The 15,881-nt window shown below is 66.9% G+C and carries 11 protein-coding genes; 3 read left to right on the forward strand and 8 right to left on the reverse strand.

The genetic code is table 11. The features are described from left to right. Positions 1-322 precede the first annotated feature (322 nt). On the forward strand, positions 323-2,065 hold the full coding sequence (locus tag ASG75_RS05175) for a diguanylate cyclase (protein ID WP_056386328.1): 1,743 nt from the start codon (positions 323-325) through the stop codon (positions 2,063-2,065). 9 nt (positions 2,066-2,074) lie between these two features. Here ASG75_RS05175 and ASG75_RS05180 read toward each other — a convergent pair whose 3' ends face one another. The 5 genes from ASG75_RS05180 to ASG75_RS05200 are packed head-to-tail and all read right to left on the reverse strand — an operon-like array spanning position 2,075 to position 7,214. Continuing rightward, a complete protein-coding gene (locus ASG75_RS05180; protein ID WP_056386330.1) occupies positions 2,075-4,345 on the reverse strand; it encodes a thiamine pyrophosphate-dependent enzyme in 2,271 nt (756 codons plus the stop codon). Positions 4,346-4,386: 41 nt separating this feature from the next. Continuing rightward, the gene (locus ASG75_RS05185; protein WP_056386332.1) at positions 4,387-4,989 is read right to left on the reverse strand and encodes a glutathione S-transferase family protein; all 603 of its coding nucleotides are present in this window, start codon (positions 4,987-4,989) and stop codon (positions 4,387-4,389) included. Beyond that, complete coding sequence (locus ASG75_RS05190; protein WP_056387045.1) at positions 4,986-5,483, reverse strand: hypothetical protein; 498 nt, start codon at positions 5,481-5,483, stop codon at positions 4,986-4,988. Before ASG75_RS05190 ends, ASG75_RS05185 begins: the two co-directional genes overlap by 4 nt. Then, positions 5,480-6,028 carry a GNAT family N-acetyltransferase gene (locus tag ASG75_RS05195; protein ID WP_056386334.1) on the reverse strand — a complete coding sequence of 183 codons (549 nt, stop codon included), beginning with the start codon at positions 6,026-6,028 and terminating at the stop codon, positions 5,480-5,482. Before ASG75_RS05195 ends, ASG75_RS05190 begins: the two co-directional genes overlap by 4 nt. A gap of 16 nt (positions 6,029-6,044) precedes the next feature. Next, positions 6,045-7,214, reverse strand: a complete 1,170-nt coding sequence (locus ASG75_RS05200; RefSeq protein WP_056386336.1) for an acyl-CoA dehydrogenase family protein — start codon at positions 7,212-7,214, stop codon at positions 6,045-6,047. A gap of 99 nt (positions 7,215-7,313) precedes the next feature. Here ASG75_RS05200 and ASG75_RS05205 point away from each other — a divergent pair, with 99 nt between their 5' ends. Further along, on the forward strand, positions 7,314-8,189 hold the full coding sequence (locus tag ASG75_RS05205) for a DMT family transporter (protein WP_056386338.1): 876 nt from the start codon (positions 7,314-7,316) through the stop codon (positions 8,187-8,189). A 206-nt stretch (positions 8,190-8,395) separates the two neighbouring features. After that, the gene (locus ASG75_RS05210) at positions 8,396-8,767 is read left to right on the forward strand and encodes a hypothetical protein (protein ID WP_056386340.1); all 372 of its coding nucleotides are present in this window, start codon (positions 8,396-8,398) and stop codon (positions 8,765-8,767) included. A gap of 42 nt (positions 8,768-8,809) precedes the next feature. Here the strand turns inward: ASG75_RS05210 and ASG75_RS05215 are convergent, their stop codons facing one another. The 3 genes from ASG75_RS05215 to ASG75_RS05225 all read right to left on the reverse strand — a co-directional run bounded on the left by ASG75_RS05215 (position 8,810) and on the right by ASG75_RS05225 (position 15,694). Then, positions 8,810-9,733 (reverse strand): 5'-nucleotidase, encoded by a 924-nt coding sequence (locus ASG75_RS05215; protein ID WP_056387047.1) that lies wholly within the window; start codon positions 9,731-9,733, stop codon positions 8,810-8,812. A gap of 74 nt (positions 9,734-9,807) precedes the next feature. Further along, positions 9,808-10,569: an NAD kinase gene (locus tag ASG75_RS05220; RefSeq protein ID WP_056386342.1), complete on the reverse strand. Its 762-nt coding sequence runs from the start codon at positions 10,567-10,569 to the stop codon at positions 9,808-9,810. A 199-nt stretch (positions 10,570-10,768) separates the two neighbouring features. Further along, positions 10,769-15,694, reverse strand: coding sequence for an NAD-glutamate dehydrogenase domain-containing protein (locus ASG75_RS05225; RefSeq protein WP_056386343.1), 4,926 nt, complete (start codon positions 15,692-15,694; stop codon positions 10,769-10,771). Positions 15,695-15,881: the final 187 nt, after the last annotated feature.

A 15,881-nucleotide genomic window follows, 5' to 3' on the forward strand; every position in this document is an offset into this window, starting at 1 on the left:
CACGGATGACCCTCCGCGTCCGGAATGAACCACTTCGGCCAAGCCCGCGACCGACCGGCGGCCGGAACAGACGCCCGTGATCAAGTGGAGGGAAGCCCTGGGGCATATACAGCCACACTGGCACGGCCCGTGCTTGACACCAGGATGAAAGATGGTGCAACTTCGCGAGTTGCCATGCGCGCCGCACGGCAACTGCAGTGGTGATCCATCGGGCGGGACGTTCGGCGGCACGGGAAGTGTCCGGCCGCAGGTCTCATTGGCTCGGCAGTGCGCGTCATCCGCATGTAGCCCTGCAGGATGGTCGCATAGCGGGGAGAAGCAAATGGAGAGGCTTGTCACAACGCCGACATCGATCCGCTCCAGGCGGTCATGGTGCGGCTTCGTGCTGGGCCTGTTGTGGCTCGGGCTGGGCGCGGCCCACGCCTCCACTCCACTGAACGGCGCCTGGCGCGAGGCACGCACCGGCGACACGCCGCAGACCGTGCTGGACGAATACCATGCCGGCCTGCTGAAGAGTTTCGATCCGTCCCTGCTGCAGCGGTTCCCGCAGAACGGCACCGGCAGTTGGGTGGTGATCACGCCGCAGCCGCCCTGGGACAACACGGCGCGGGTGCTGACGATCTACCCGCCCACACTGGGCACGGTCACCGTGTTCGGCAGCGATCAGCCGCAGACCCTGGCGCTGGACGACTTCAACGCATCGACCCACGGCCACGGTCGGCTGGCCTGGCAATTACCCGCCGGCGTGGCCGCGTCGACGCCGATCCTGCTGAAATTCGAGCCCTCGCAGACGCTGAGCGCACCGGTGCGCTTCCATCTGGAATCCTGGGGCGAGTACATGCAGCAGGACGCGCAGTGGCTGGTCTTCGCCAGCGCCTGCTTCGCGGTGATGCTGGCGATGGTGCTGATGGCGTTTTGCTTCGCGCTGATGCTGCGCGACGTCACCTACGCCTGGTACGCCGGCTACGTCATCAGTTACGCGTTGATCCAGGGCATCCAGACCGGCTTCGTGTTTCATCCGATGGAGTGGGAGTTGCTGTCGGGCACGGCCTTGCTGGCCGGCTCGGCCGCGGTGGCGCTGTCGGTCGCGTTCGCCTCGCTGTTCATGATGCGGTTTTGCGAGTTGCAGCGTTACGCGCCGCTGCTGCGGGTGCCGGTCATGGCGCTGGCGGTGGGCATGATTCAGCTGGTGCTGATGCGCAGCAGCCAGGTTCCATTGCTGGTCGAGGTGGCGCAGACCCTGCTCAACCCGTTGCTGATGATCGGCGCCGCCTTGCTGTTGGTGGCCGCCATCGTCGCCGCGGCGCGCGGTTCGCGCCAGGCGTGGTTTTTCCTGGCCGGCTGGACGCCGCTGCTGCTGCTTACCGCGCTGACCAGCGCCCAGGTCGGCGGCGCGCTGCCGCAGCTGGACTGGCTCAACGACGCCAGTCTGGCCGGCGGTGCGTTCGAGGCGGTCGTGCTGTCGATCGGCCTGGCCGACCGTGCGCTCAGGCTGCGCCACGACCGCGACACCGTGCGGGTGCTGGCCGACCACGACGCACTCACCAACGTGCTCAATCGCCGCGCCTGGACCGAACGTGCCAGCGCCCTGCTGTCCAGCGGGCCGCCGCGGCCGATCGCGCTGCTGTTCCTCGACCTCGATCATTTCAAGCTGCTGAACGATCGCCAGGGCCACAACGCCGGCGACCGCGCGCTGGTCGCCGTGGCCAAGTCGCTGACCACCGAACTGCGCCCGGGCGATCTGCTCGGCCGTTACGGTGGCGAGGAGTTCGTCGCCCTGCTCGACGGCACGCACGCACAACAGGCCATGCACGTGGCGACCCGCCTGTGCCGGCGCGTGCACCGGCTGGAAATTCCCACCAGCGACGAATCGCGGCTGCTCAGCGTCAGCATCGGCGTCGCCATCCGCCAGGAAGGCGACGACGTGGAGTCACTGGTCGATCGCGCCGACCAGGCCATGTACGACGCCAAGCTGGGCGGCCGCAACCGGGTTTCGCTGCACGCCAGCAGCATGCCGGCACCGACCGGCCCGCGCCTGCACGTGGTGGAAAAGCGCGAGCGTTGACCGCTGCCGTCAGCGCTTCGCCAGTTCCTGCGCCGCCGCCACGACCTCGGCCTCGCCCGGCAACACCAGCAGCGCCGCCCCGGCCAGCGGAGTGAAGGTATCGGCGCCGACCACCCGCGTGATCGGCGTGGCGCCGCAACCACCTTCGACGATCGCGGTGATCACACCCTCACCCACGCCGGCACTCTTGCGGCCTTCGTCCAGCACCAGGATGCGTTTGGCCGTCTTCGCCTGTGCCGCGATGAAAGCATCGTTGAGCGGAGCCAGCCAACGCAGGTCGACCACGCGTACCTGCCAGCCCAGTTCCTTCTCGATCGTGCGCGCGGCGCGCAGCGCCATTGGCACGCCGTTGCCGAAGGTGAACACCACCAGGTCGTTCGCCGCCTGGTTGTAGATGCGGCCTTCGCCCAGCGTCATCGCCTGATCCAGCGCCGGATAGTCGAACTGCCACTGACCGTCGCCCGTTTCGTACAAGTCCTTGGTCATGTACAGCGCGATCGGTTCGAGGAAGGCGCACACGCGGCCGTCCACCTTCGCCAGCGCCATCAGCGTGCGCAACATCATCGCCGCATCGTCGCCGCGGCTGGGGCAACCGACCACGAGGCCGGGAATGTCGCGCAGCGCGGTGATCGAGTTGTCGTTGTGGAAGTGGCCGCCAAAACCCCGCTGGTAGCCGAGCGATGCCACCCGCATCACCATCGGGTTGCGATACTGGCCGTTGGAGAAGAACTGCAGCGACGCCGCCTCGCCGCGGATCTGGTCGCAGGCGTTGTGGAAGTACGCCAGGTACTGGATCTCCGGCAGCGGCAGCATGCCCATGTTCGCGTAACCCTGGGCCAGGCCCAGGATCATCGTTTCGTCCAGCAGCGTGTTGAACACGCGGCTGCCCTTGAAGGTCTTGTTCAGCCCCTTGGTGACGGTGTACACGCCGCCCTTCTGCGCCACGTCCTCGCCGAATAGCAGCGCCTCGGGATACTTCGCCAGCAAGTCGTGCAGGGCCTGGCCGATCTGGATCGCCAGATGCCGCGGCGGCAGGTTTTCCGGCAGCTTCGCCTCGCCGCCGAACACGGCCAGACGCTTCTTCGCGTAGTCGGCACGTGTGGCCTCGGCTTTCACCGCGGCCGGCGTGTACGGCGCCAGCGGCTTCATCACGTCTTCCAGCGAGGTCAGCCGATGGCGCGAATCCGCATCCTCGGCGGCGGCGAAGCAGCGCTTGCGGGTGGCCTCGTACAGGTTCAGCAGCTCATCCTTCGAGTACAGGCCGGACTCCAGCGCGATGCCGGCCGAACGCAGCAGCGGATCGGTCGCCTCCACCGCAAAGAGTTCTTCGATCGAGCGCCACTCGATCTCGAAGTCGGTGCCAGCGTGGCCCATCACGCGAGTGGTCTTGAGGTGCAGGAAGGTCGGCCGGCGCGTGCTGCGGCAATGTTCCACCGCGCGCTGCACCTGGGCGTAGCCTTCGGCCAGGTCGAGGCCGTCGGCGAAGAAATAATCCAGGTTCGCGCGATGCTGGTAGTTGTTCGCGATCCAGCCGCTCGGCGTCTTCACCGAGATGCCGATGCCGTTGTCCTCGCACACGAACAGCACTGGCGCCGGCAACTTCTGGTACGCCGTCCACGCCGCGGTGTTGAACGCGGTCTGTGCGGTGGCGTGGTTGCTGGAAGCATCGCCGAACGAGCAGATCGTGATGCTGTCGTCGGGAATCGGCAGCTGGTGGCCGATGCGGCGCGCCTGCTCGATCGCCACCGCGGTGCCCAGCGCCTTGGGCAGGTGCGAGGCGATCGTCGAGGTCTGCGGCAGCACCCACAACGGCTTGCTGCCCCATACCTTGTGGCGGCCGCCGGAAGCCGGATCGTCCTTGCTGGCGGCGAAGCTCAGCGCCGAATCGACGACTGGATCCATTCCGGGAAGTTTGCGGAAGCGCTCGGCCATGAAGCCGCCGGAGCGGTAATGCAGGAACGCCGGATCGGTATGCCGAGCCAGCCTGGCCACCATCGCGTTGCCCTCGTGGCCGCTGGAACCGATCGTGTAGAACACCTTGTTCTGCACGCGCAGCACGCGCGCCATCAGGTCGAGGTGGCGCGAGATCAGCTGCGATTCCAGCAGCTCGCGAAAACCGCGCGCATCCAGCGCGCTGCCCGGCAGCACCGCCTCGCTGTCGCGCGGCGCGGCGCGCACGTCGCCCTGCCACAGCTGTACGAACTCGATGAAGTTCTGGTCGACGACCTCGGCACGGTTGAAACCCTTGTGGCGAGCGCTGATGGTGAACGGTAGGGACATGGCGGTAATCGGCAAGGTAGGGGAGTGTTTTTGCAGGAAGGTCAATGCTGCATCGGAGTATGGCCCGGCTGAGCCTGCACGCGGTCGAGCCAGTCACGGATGTTCGGGAACACGGACAGATCGAACCCGCCATCGCCGGCGCAATGGGTGTACGCGTACAGCGCGATGTCGGCGATGCCGTAGCGGTCGCCGACGAACCATTCGCGCCCGGCCAGATGTTGTTCCATCACGCCGAGTACCTGCGCGCCCTTCTGCAGCAGCGCGGGTACCTCGGCCTGGCGTGGATGATCGACCGGCAGCCAGCCGCGGATGAAGCGCGCCACCGCGATGCACGGCTCGTGGCTGTACTGCTCGAAGAACAGCCACTGCAGCGTCTGCGCGCGCAGCCAGCGATCGTCCGGCAGGAACGACGTACCTTCGGCGAGGTAACAGAGAATCGCGTCGGATTCGGCCAGCCGGCGGCCGTCCTCCAGCTCCAGCAGCGGCACCTTGCCGTTCGGGTTCTTCGCCAGGTAGCCCGGCGTGCGCGTCTCGCCATGTGCGCTGTCCACGTCGACCCAGCGGTAGTCGCGGCCCGTCTGGTCCAGCAGCAGTTGCAGCTTGTAGCAGTTGCCGGAGGCACGCATGCCGTAGATCGTGATCATTGCCGTTCCTCGCTCAGGCGCTTCAGCAGCGCCGCACGCTGCAGATCTTTTGGACGTCCGAAACTTTCCAGCACGCGGATCTGCTCCGTCACCGCGGGAATGGGAACCGCGAGGCCGGCCACATCCAGCATGACGATCGCGTCGATCCGCACCAGCTCCCATCCGCGTTCGCCGCACAACTCGAGGCCACCCATCACTTCCACCGGCAAGCCAGGAAAAAGGAACCGGGCGAAACGCGAGCGGAAGCGATCTTCGCCGGGCGGCACATAGGTGTCATCGCGCCTTGCCTTCCAGTGCCCGATCAGGGTTTCCGCATCGCGCACGCTGGTCAGCACATCGAGATCGGCCACCACCACCTCGGCACCGGCCAGGCGCGCCGCGGCGCTGCCGATCAGGGTCCACGGATCGCGGCAAAGGCGATGCAGGTCCGGTACCGCCGCAGCAAGTACCTCGCGCCATACCGCCACCGTGTCGACGCGGACGGATGCTTTCATGACTGCGCGCGACGCCGGCGCCATTGCTCGTGCGTCTGCGCCCAGATTTCAGTCGGTGAATTCTCGTACGGCGCGGGCAGCTTGCCCGGGCCGCGGCAGCTCGAACCGAGCCGCTGCGCCAGCGCCTGCGAGGCGTGATTGTCGGGATGGATCGAATGGATCATCTCGCTCCAACCCAGTCGGTCGAACGTCCAGTCGACCGCCGCCACGCAGCCTTCCAGCGCGTAGCCCTTGCCCCAGGCAGCGCGCGCCAGGCCCCAGCCTACCTCAGTGCCGGGCCAGTCGGCCGGATGCCATGGCCCGAGCCGGCCGATCCACTGACCGCTGCTTTTCTCGATCACCGAGAACATCGCAAAACCCTGGATCGACCAGGCACCCGCCAGGGTCAGGAAACCGCGCCAGGCGGCGGCACGCGATTGTTGGCCACCGATGAACTGCGCCGCCTCGGCGTCGGCCATGTTCGCCGCGTAGGCATCGAAATCCTCCGCCCGCGGCGGACGCAGGATCAGCCGATCGGTTTCGATGCGCAGCGAATCGAAGTCCATGCGCGCCACACTCCGCTCAGAATGCGTTGATGCCGGTCAGCTCGCGGCCCACCACCAGCTCGTGCACCGTTTCAGTGCCCTCGTAGGTGATCACCGATTCCAGGTTCAGTGCGTGGCGGATCGCGCCGTGCTCGGTGGTGATGCCGGCGCCGCCGAGGATGTCGCGGCACTGCCGCGCGATATCGATCGCCATGCGGCAGTTGTTCCATTTCGCCAGCGAGACCTGGGTCGGCTGCATCTTGCCGGCGTCCTTCAGACGACCGAGCTGCAGCGACAACAGCTGCGCCGTGGTGATGCGGCGGGCCATGTCGGCCATCTTCAGCTGCACCGCCTGGTTGGAAGCAAGCGGCCGGCCGAACAGGATGCGCTCCTTCGTGTAGTCGAGCACTTCCTTGAGGCAGGCCTGGGCCGCGCCGATCGGGCCCCAGGTGATGCCGTAGCGCGCCTGGGTCAGGCAGCCCAGCGGCCCCTTCAGGCCCTTCACGTTCGGCAGCCGCGCGCTGTCCGGCACGCGCACGTTGTCGAAGAACAGCGCGCTGGTGACCGAGGCGCGCAGGCTCATCTTCTTGTGGATTTCCTGCGCCTTGAAGCCGGCCGTGTCGGTCGGCACCACGAAGCCCTGGATGCCGTCCTCGGTCTGCGCCCACACGATCGCGATGTGCGCCAGGTTGCCGTTGGTGATCCACATCTTGGCGCCGTTGATGATCCAGTCGCCGCCGTCCTTCTTGGCGTGGGTCTTCATGTTGGCTGGATCGGAACCGCCGTGCGGCTCGGTCAGGCCGAAGCAGCCGATCACCTCGCCGGCCGACATCCGCGGCAGGTAGTGTTTTTTCTGCTCCTCGCTGCCGTAGGCGTAGATCGGATACATGCACAGCGAACTCTGCACCGAGGCGAAGCTGCGCAGGCCCGAATCGCCGCGCTCCAGCTCCTGGCAGATCAGGCCGTAGCTCACGCCGTTCATGCCGGCGCCGCCGTAGGTCTCGGGAATCGTGGCGCCGAGCAGGCCGAGCGCGGCGATCTCCGGAATCAGTTCCTTCGGGAAACGGCCCTGGTCGAAGCAGTCGCCGATGATCGGCAGCACGCGCTCGTCGACGAAACGGCCGACGGTGTCCTGCACCATGCGTTCCTCGTCGGTGAGCAGCGAACGGACATCGTACAGATCGAGCGGATTCAGACTGACAGCCATGGGAGCTCCGGAGAGGACGCGTAAAAACCGGTATTGTAGCGCGGCCGACGATGGCCCTACGACTCCCGCCCCACGCCACTTTCCCCTGACGAAAAACCCATGTTCAAAGGTGTACTGCTCGGTTTCGCGGCATTTGCCGCCTACGCCATCAGCGACGCATTCGTGAAATCGCTGCGCGGCTCGCTGCCGGCCTACGAGGCGGTGTTCTTCGGCGCCGTGCTGGGCCTGAGCGCCCTGCCCTTCATCCGCAAGCGCGACGACCGCTGGCACGAGGTGCTGGTCGCGCAGCGCCAGGGATTGTGGCTGGTGCGCGCGCTCGCCAGTGCGGTGGGCAGCACGGCGGCGGTGATCGCCTTCACCGCGCTGCCGATGGCCGAGGCGTTCGCGCTGATCTTCCTGTTGCCGATCTTCGTCACCATCCTGTCGGTACTGGTGCTGGGGGAACACGTGGGCTGGCGCCGCTGGTCGGCGGTGGTGGCCGGTTTCATCGGCGTGCTGGTGGTGCTGCGGCCGGGCTTCCGGGTGCTCGGCCTCGGCCATCTGGCGGCGATCGTCTGCGGCCTTTGCGGCGCCGTCTCGATGATCGCCCTGCGCCTGTCCGGCTCGCACGAAAAACGCGTCACCCTGTACGGCGCCGGCGTGGTCGGCTCGATCCTGCTGACCGGCGTGCTGATGCTGCCGGCCTTCGTCTGGCCGTCCCTGCACCAATGGCTGCTCCTGCTCGGCTACGGCCTGCTGGCCGCGCTCGCCTCGGTGTTGCTGATGCTGGCCACTCAGAGGGCGCCCGCCAACCACGTCGCGCCCACCCAGTACAGCCAGATGCTGTGGGCCGTGCTGCTCGGCTATGTGCTGTTCCACGACCGCCTGGACTGGCCGATGGCGATCGGCATCGCGATCATCCTCGGCGCCGGCCTGTTCACCTTCGTGCGCGAGGAGCAGGTCACCCGCTGGTGGCAAAAGATCCGGATGATCTGACCGATCATTCCCTTGCCCCATGATTGTCCGTGGATATTCAGGCGAGAGAACCAGGTTTCCGTGCTGTTCATTTGCCGCCCATCCTGGCCAATACGTGCAACACGTCACAGGCCACGGCAACTCGTGCCGGGCGGCAGTTCAAGCGCTAAAATCAGGCACGGAATCCACCGCGCAGGGATGCCTTCCTCTCAGCCGGAGGTATCACCATGATCCGCCCAGTTCTGATTGCCCTGCTCGCAACCTTGGCACTCGATGCGCAGGCGGCACCCGACACCTGCCACATCCGTGGCACCGCCTACGACTACACCGGACATCCGCTGCCTACGGCAGTAATCCGTTTGGTCGATCAACAAACACACCAGGTCGCCTATCGCGCAGCCGACGCGGATGCCGCATTCGCATTCGCCGATCTGCCCGTGGACGCCAGTGGTCAACGTTACCGGCTCGATGTACTGAGCCCCGCCACCGTAGTCACCGGCACCCACATCCCTACGCGCTCAGTACTTGGTATCGCGCCCGCCTTCGCCTGCGGCGCAGGCCAGAGTGTACGTGCGGACGTGCGGGTCGAAGTGCGCTGACGCAACTGGCGGACATTCAGGCCGCGTCTCATTCGTCGAGTGTCAGCGGTTGCTGACCCCGTGCGGCACGTGCCCGGTCGCCACGTGCCTGCGCGCGGACTCCACGTTCGCCGGCGAGTCGTCGAAGAAGATGTCGGCGCCGAACGCGTCGAGGAACGGCCCCTTGTCGCGGCCGCCGAGGAACAGCGCCTCGTCGATGCGCACGCCCCAGCGACGCAGGGTGAGGATCACCCGCTTGTGCGCGGGCGCCGAACGGGCGGTGACCAGGGCGGTGCGGATCGGCGAGTCCTCGGCCGGGAACGCGGTCTGCAGGTGATGCAGCGCGGTGAGGAAGCCGCGGAACGGGCCGACCGACAGCGGCTCGGCGGCGTGTTCGGTTTCGCTGCGATGGAAGGCTTCCAGGCCTTCCTCGCGCGATACGCGTTCGCCTTCGTCGCCGAAGATCACGGCGTCGCCGTCGAACGCAATGCGCAGTTGCTCGCCGGCGCGCGGTGGTGCGGTGCTGGGCAGGATGGTCGCAGCGGCCACGCCGGCAGCGAGCGCGCGACCGACGTCCTCGGCGTTGGCCGAGAGGAATAGGTCGGCCTTGAACGGCGCAATGTAATCGGAAGTCGGCGCACCGCTGGTGAACGCGGCGCGGCTGATTTCCAGGCCGTAATGCTGGATCGCGTTGAAGATGCGCAGGCCGGTGTCGCCGGAGTTGCGCGACAGCAGGATCACCTCGACCGGCGGCACGTCGCCGGCCAGCTTGTTCAGCCCGAGCAGCTTCTGCACCAACGGGAAGGCCACGCCGGGCTGCAGGATCTCGTTCTCGTGGTCGATCTGGAACGCGCGGTAGGCGTCGAGGCCTTCGCGCTCGAACAACGCGTGGCTGTCGCCGAGGTCGAACAATGCGCGCGAGGAAATCGCGACCACCAGCCGGTTGTCGCCGACGGCGGCGGGATCATGGATATCGGAAGACGACACGGACGTGTTCACGGGACAGGGCAGAAGTTGATCGACGCAAGGTCGTTGCCGGTCAATCTAGCACGCGGCCCGATTCATTCCGCCGCGAACTGTTCGTCGAGGATGCGCTGTTCAAGATTGTGCTCGGGGTCGAACAACAGCCGCACGCCCTCGCCGCCGGACTGACGGATCGCCACCGTGCGCACGTCGCGCACTTCATGGAAATCGGCGGTGGCGCTGACCGGGCGCTTGCCCGGGTCGAGCACGCGCAGGATCACCTCGGTGCGGTGCGGCAGGATCGCGCCGCGCCAGCGGCGTGGGCGGAACGGGCTGATCGGGGTGAGCGCCAGCACGTTCGCATCCAGCGGCAGGATCGGGCCGTGCGCGGACAGGTTGTAGGCGGTGGAGCCGGCCGGAGTGGCCACCATGATGCCGTCGCAGATCAGGTTCGGCAGCTTCACGGTGCCGTTGAGTTGCACTTCCAGGTGCGCGGCCTGGTTGCTCTGGCGCAGCAGCGAAACCTCGTTGAACGCCAGCGCGCTGTGCTCGTTGCCGGCCGCATCGGTGACCTCCATCTGCAGCGGGAACAGCGACGCCGTATGCGCGCGCGCGATCCGTTCCGGCAAGCCGTCGAGCCTGTGCTTGTTCATCAGGAAGCCGACCCGGCCCAGCTTCATGCCGTAGACCGGCACTTCCAGCGCGCGATACGCATGCAGGGTGCGCAGCATGAAGCCGTCGCCGCCCAGCGCCACGATCAGCTCGGCCTGCTCCGGCGGCACGTCGCCATAGCGCTCCGCCAGTTTGCGCCGCGCCTGCTGGGCGACGCTGATGTCACTGGCGACAAAGGCAAAGCGCATGGGAATCGGCCCGTGGTGGCGATCCGATCAGCTTACCGTAGGAGCCCGCTGGCGGGCGATGCTCTTTCGAATCCCGACAGGAGAGCAACGCCCGCCAGCGGGCTCCTACGGAAAGCTGCGGCTGTGCCGTAAAACGAAACGCCCGGCGGCCTTGCGGGCGCCGGGCGTTTCATACCGCTTTACGATGATGCGAGCTTGCTCAGACCGGCACTTGCGCCAGCTGCGCCAGGCGACGGACCGCGACCGAGGCGATCGGGTAGTCCGCGTTCTGGGTGAGGATTTCCGCCAGCATGCCGCGGGTGTACTGCAGCGTGGCGTCGTCGCGTTGCAGCCATGCCTGCACCGGCGAGACATCCTTGCCGCCGCCACCGAGGTTCAGCACCTGCAGCGACAGCGCCCGGTGCTGGTGGTTGAGCTCGTCCAGCAGCGAGCCGCGAGCCTGCGCGTGCCAGTGGCCTTCCACCGGCAGCGCCTCGATCTGGTCGCGCAGCCACTCCAGGTCCAGCGCCTCGCCCAGCTCGTAGAACACGCCGGCCACCTTCTCGATCGGCTGGCCGCTCTGCTGGCTCACCTCGACCATGTCCAGCGCCGCGCGCAGTTCCGGCATGCGGGCCATCCGCAGCGCCAGATCCGCAGGCAGGCCCAGGCCTTCCCACTTCTCCTGGCTGGAGGAAAAATCGCCCTTGCCGGTCGGCGTCAGCACGTCCGGCAACGCCTTGCGCAGAGCCGACACGCCGGTCTGGTAGCGCTCGACGTTGGCGGCGATGTCCAGCGAACCACCTGGACGGTTCAACAGCCAGCGGGTCATGTGACGCAGCAGCGACCAGATCTGCTTGATCGCGTCGATCTGGGTGTCCTCGGCGACCTTGCTGTCGAGCGCCTCGATCTGCGACCACAGCTCGCGTGCATCGAGGACCTCGCGCGCCACCGTGTACGCCTTGGCAATCGCCGCCGGGCCCTGCCCGGTATCTTCCTGCATGCGCATCATGAAGGTGGCGCCCATGCGGTTGATCGTCGAGTTGGTCACCGCGGTGGCGATGATCTCGCGCTTCAACCGGTGGCGCTGCATGTGCGCGGCGTACTTCTCGTGCAACGGCACGGGGAAGTAGCGCACCAGTTCCTTCGACAGGTACGGATCTTCCGGCACGTCCGAGTCCAGCAGTTGCTGGAACAGGCGCATCTTGTCGTACGACAGCAGCACCGCCAGCTCCGGCCGGGTCAGGCCCAGCCCGCGGCTCTTGCGCTCGGTCAGCTCGGCCTCGGACGGCAGGTTCTCGACCTGGCGATCGAGCGTACCCTCGGCCTCCAGCGTGCGAATGAAGTGCGCCATCGAACCGAGGCGATGCACCGACTGGTGCTCCATCAGGGTGATCGCCTGGTTCTGCCGGTAGTTGTCCCACAGCACCAGCTGGCCCACTTCGTCGGTCATCGCGGCAAGCTGCGTGTTGCGCGCATCGAAGCCCAGCTCGCCACGCTGCACGGCGTCGTTCAGCAGGATCTTGATGTTCACCTCGTGGTCGGAGGTGTCCACGCCGGCGGAGTTGTCGATGAAGTCGGTGTTCAGCAGCACGCCCTTCTGCGCCGCCTCGATGCGGCCCTTCTGGGTCATGCCCAGGTTGCCGCCCTCGCCGATGATCTTCGCGCGGACGTCGGCGCCGTTGATGCGCAGCCCGTTGTTGGCGCGATCGCTCACCTCGGCATGCGTTTCACCGGACGACTTGATGTAGGTACCGATGCCGCCGTTCCACAACAGATCGACCGGCGCCTTGAGCACCGCGCTGAGCAGGTCGGTCGGCGCCATGTGCTCGACGTCGGGCTTGAGCCCCAGCGCCACGCGCACTTCCGGCGAGATCGGAATCGACTTGGCGCTGCGCGGATAGACGCCGCCGCCGGCCGAGATCAGCGACTTGTCGTAGTCGTCCCAGCTCGAACGCGGCACGTCGAACATGCGCTTGCGTTCGACGAAGGAGCGCGCCGCGTCCGGGTTCGGATCGAGGAACACATGGCGATGGTCGAACGCCGCCACCAGCTGAATATGCTCGGACAGCATCATGCCGTTGCCGAACACGTCGCCGGACATGTCGCCGATACCGACGCAGGTGAAGTCCTGGCTCTGGCAGTCGCGGTTGAGCGAGCGGAAGTGGCGCTTGACCGACTCCCACGCGCCGCGCGCGGTGATGCCCATGCCCTTGTGGTCGTAGCCGTGCGAGCCGCCGGAAGCAAACGCGTCGCCCAGCCAGTAGTTGTGCTCGATCGAGATCGCGTTGGCGATGTCGGAGAACTTCGCGGTGCCCTTGTCGGCCGCGACCACCAGGTACGGGTCGTCCTGGTCGTGCCGCACCACGTCGTGCGGATGCACCACCTTGCCGTCGACCAGGTTGTCGGTGATGTCGAGCATGCCGTTGATGAACAGGCGATAGCAGGCGATGCCCTCGGCCTGCACCGCATCGCGATCGCCGCTGGTCGGCGACTTCTTGACGAAGAAGCCGCCCTTGGAACCGACCGGCACGATGACCGTGTTCTTCACCATCTGCGCCTTGACCAGGCCGAGCACTTCGGTGCGGAAATCCTCGCGCCGGTCAGACCAGCGCAGGCCGCCGCGCGCCACCGCGCCGAAACGCAGGTGGATGCCCTCGACGCGCGGGGCGCACACCCAGATCTCGCGGTACGGCACCGGCTTGGGCAGGTCGGGCAGCATGTGCGAGTCGAGCTTGTAGCTGATGTAGTCGCGGTGCGCGCCGTCCCACTGCTGGAAGAAGCTGGTGCGCAAGGTGGCGCGGATCAGCTTCACGAAGCTGCGCAGGATGCGGTCCTCGTCGAGGCTGGCCACGTTCTCCAGCAGGATCCCGACCGCGCTCTCGACGGCCTGGATCTGCTCGTCGCGTGGCTTCGCCAGCATCGCACCGAGGCCATCGATCAGCGCCGGCTGGGCGGCCTGCACGTTGGCCGGGATCAGCGCCTGCATCTCGGCAGCCAGGGTGGCGCCGGCAGCCTTCAACTCGTCGGCGGACAGCGACTCGCGGCGCGGATCGAACTTGGCCAGGAACAACTCCACCAGCAGGCCGGCAACCGCCGGATAGCGGTTGAGGGTTTCTTCCATGTACGACTGCGAGAAGGTGGCTCCGGTCTGCAGCAGGTACTTGCAGTAGCCGCGCAGTATCGCCACCTGGCGCCAGCTCAGCCGGGCACCGAGCACGAGCCGGTTGAAGCCGTCGTTCTCGGCGTTGCCGCGCCAGATCTGCTCGAACGCATCCTCGAACAGCGCACCGACCTGCTCCACGCTGAAGGTGAGCTTGCCGACCGGCTGCACTTCGAAATCCTGGATCGACAGCGGCGCGTCGCCGGAAATGTCGTAGACGTGCTCGGTCAGCACGCGCAGGCCGAGGTTTTCCAGCTGCGGCAGGACTTCGGACAGCGCGATGTCGCCGCCCGAACGGTAGACCTTGAAGCGCAGCGTCTCCGGTTCCTTCGGCGGGTGGTAGAACGACATCCGCAACGCGTTGACGCCGGCCAGCTGCGACAGCTGGTGCACGTCCTCGGCGGCCACCGCCGGGCTCACGTCCTCGACGTAGCCGGCCGGCAGCGAGCGTGCGTAACGGTTGGCCAGCACCACGCCTTCATGTTCGCCGCGCAATTGCACCAGTGCATCGCGCACCTCGTCATGCCAGTTGCGCACGATGCTGGCGACGCCCTGCTCCAGTTCGGCGAGGTCGTACGCGGGCTGGTCGCCGATCTTCGGCCGCAGCACGATGGTCAGCCGCGCCAGCGCGGCCTCGCCCATCTGCACCGAGGAATCGCTCTGCTCGGCGTGCAGCGCCGAACCCAGCAGCGCTTCGATGCGTTCGCGCACCGAGGTGTTGAAGCGGTCGCGCGGCACGAACACCATGCAGGTGAAGAAGCGGCCGTAGCGGTCGCGGCGCATGAACAGCCGCGTGCGTGCGCGCTGGCGCAGCTCGAGGATGCCCATCGCGGTGGCGAACAGCTCGTCCTCGGTGCTCTGCAGCAGCTCCTCGCGCGGCAGCGTTTCCAGGATGTGGCGCAGCGACTTGCCGGAATACGAATCGCGCTTGAGGCCCGAGCGCGCCAGCACGGTCTCCACCTTGTGCCGCACCAGCGGCACGTCCTGCGGACGGGCCATGTAGGCATTGGAGGAGAACAGGCCAAGGAAGCGCTGCTCGGCCACGGCACGGCCATCGGCACCGAACTGCAGCACGCCGATGTAATCCATGTAGCCGGTGCGGTGCACGTGCGAGCGCGCGTTGGTCTTGGTCAGGATGATCGCGTCGGTGGCGCCGGATTGCGGCAGCTCGCTGGCGGCCAGCGTGCGCAGCGAACGCGGCGCCATCGAGCGCTCGTTGTTGCGCAGGATGCCCAAGCCGGACGAGTCGACCGCGCGCAGCACGCGATCGCCGTCGGCATCGGCAACTTCGTATTCGCGATAGCCGAGGAAGGTGAAGTTCTCGGCGGCGATCCAGCGCATGAACTCGCTGGCTTCCTGCACCGAGGCGGCATCCAGCGGCAGCTTGCGCTGCGGCAGTTCGTTGGCGACGGCCAGCGCCTTGTCGCGCATCGCCGACCAGTCGTTCACCGCCGCACGCACGTCGTCCAGCGCGGCCTCGACCTGCGCCGACAACTGCGCCTGCTCGGCAGCGTCGGCGACGCGGTCGATCTCGAAATGCATGAGGGACTCGGCACTGCCGGCGTCGCCGCCCAGGCCCAGCAGCTTGCCGGAAGCGTCACGCGCCGCCTTCAGCACCGGGTGGATCACCGCATGGATCTGCAGCTTCGCCGAGACGATCATGCTGACCGTGTCGACCAGGAACGGCATGTCGTCGGTGACGATCTGCAGCAGGCTGCGTCCGGCATGCATGTCCGCCGGGCTGGACACGCGCACGCTGGCACGGCCACCCTGGCGCTGCCGCATGAACTCCAGCAGGCTGCCGACCAGCGCCGCCCATTGCACCGGTGTGTGCAGATGCGCGTCGCCGCCCCCGATACGTGCAAAGAAAGCCTCGCAGAAAACCTGCGCCTCGTTCAGGCGCTCGGGCGAAAAACCGCCCTTTTTCAGCTCTGCGAATACTACTGACGGAAGGGAAGGGTCGTTCGCCGCATGGGTCGCATTCATGGCATCTACTGGTTAGTGGAGACGATGGTGGAGAAGCAGGTAAAAAGCCTTGGAAGGATACGCCGCGCGACAAGGTGAATCCAGCCGCGCACCCCTGCGGCAACCATGCCCGGGCGCATGGTTCCGACGGGTCGCGAGGGATCTTCGTGCAAACCCGCACCGGTCACTCGACCGCGCGACATGCCGC

Origin of the sequence: Rhodanobacter sp. Soil772, assembly GCF_001428385.1 — a bacterium.
Taxonomy (GTDB): Bacteria; Pseudomonadota; Gammaproteobacteria; order Xanthomonadales; family Rhodanobacteraceae; genus Rhodanobacter.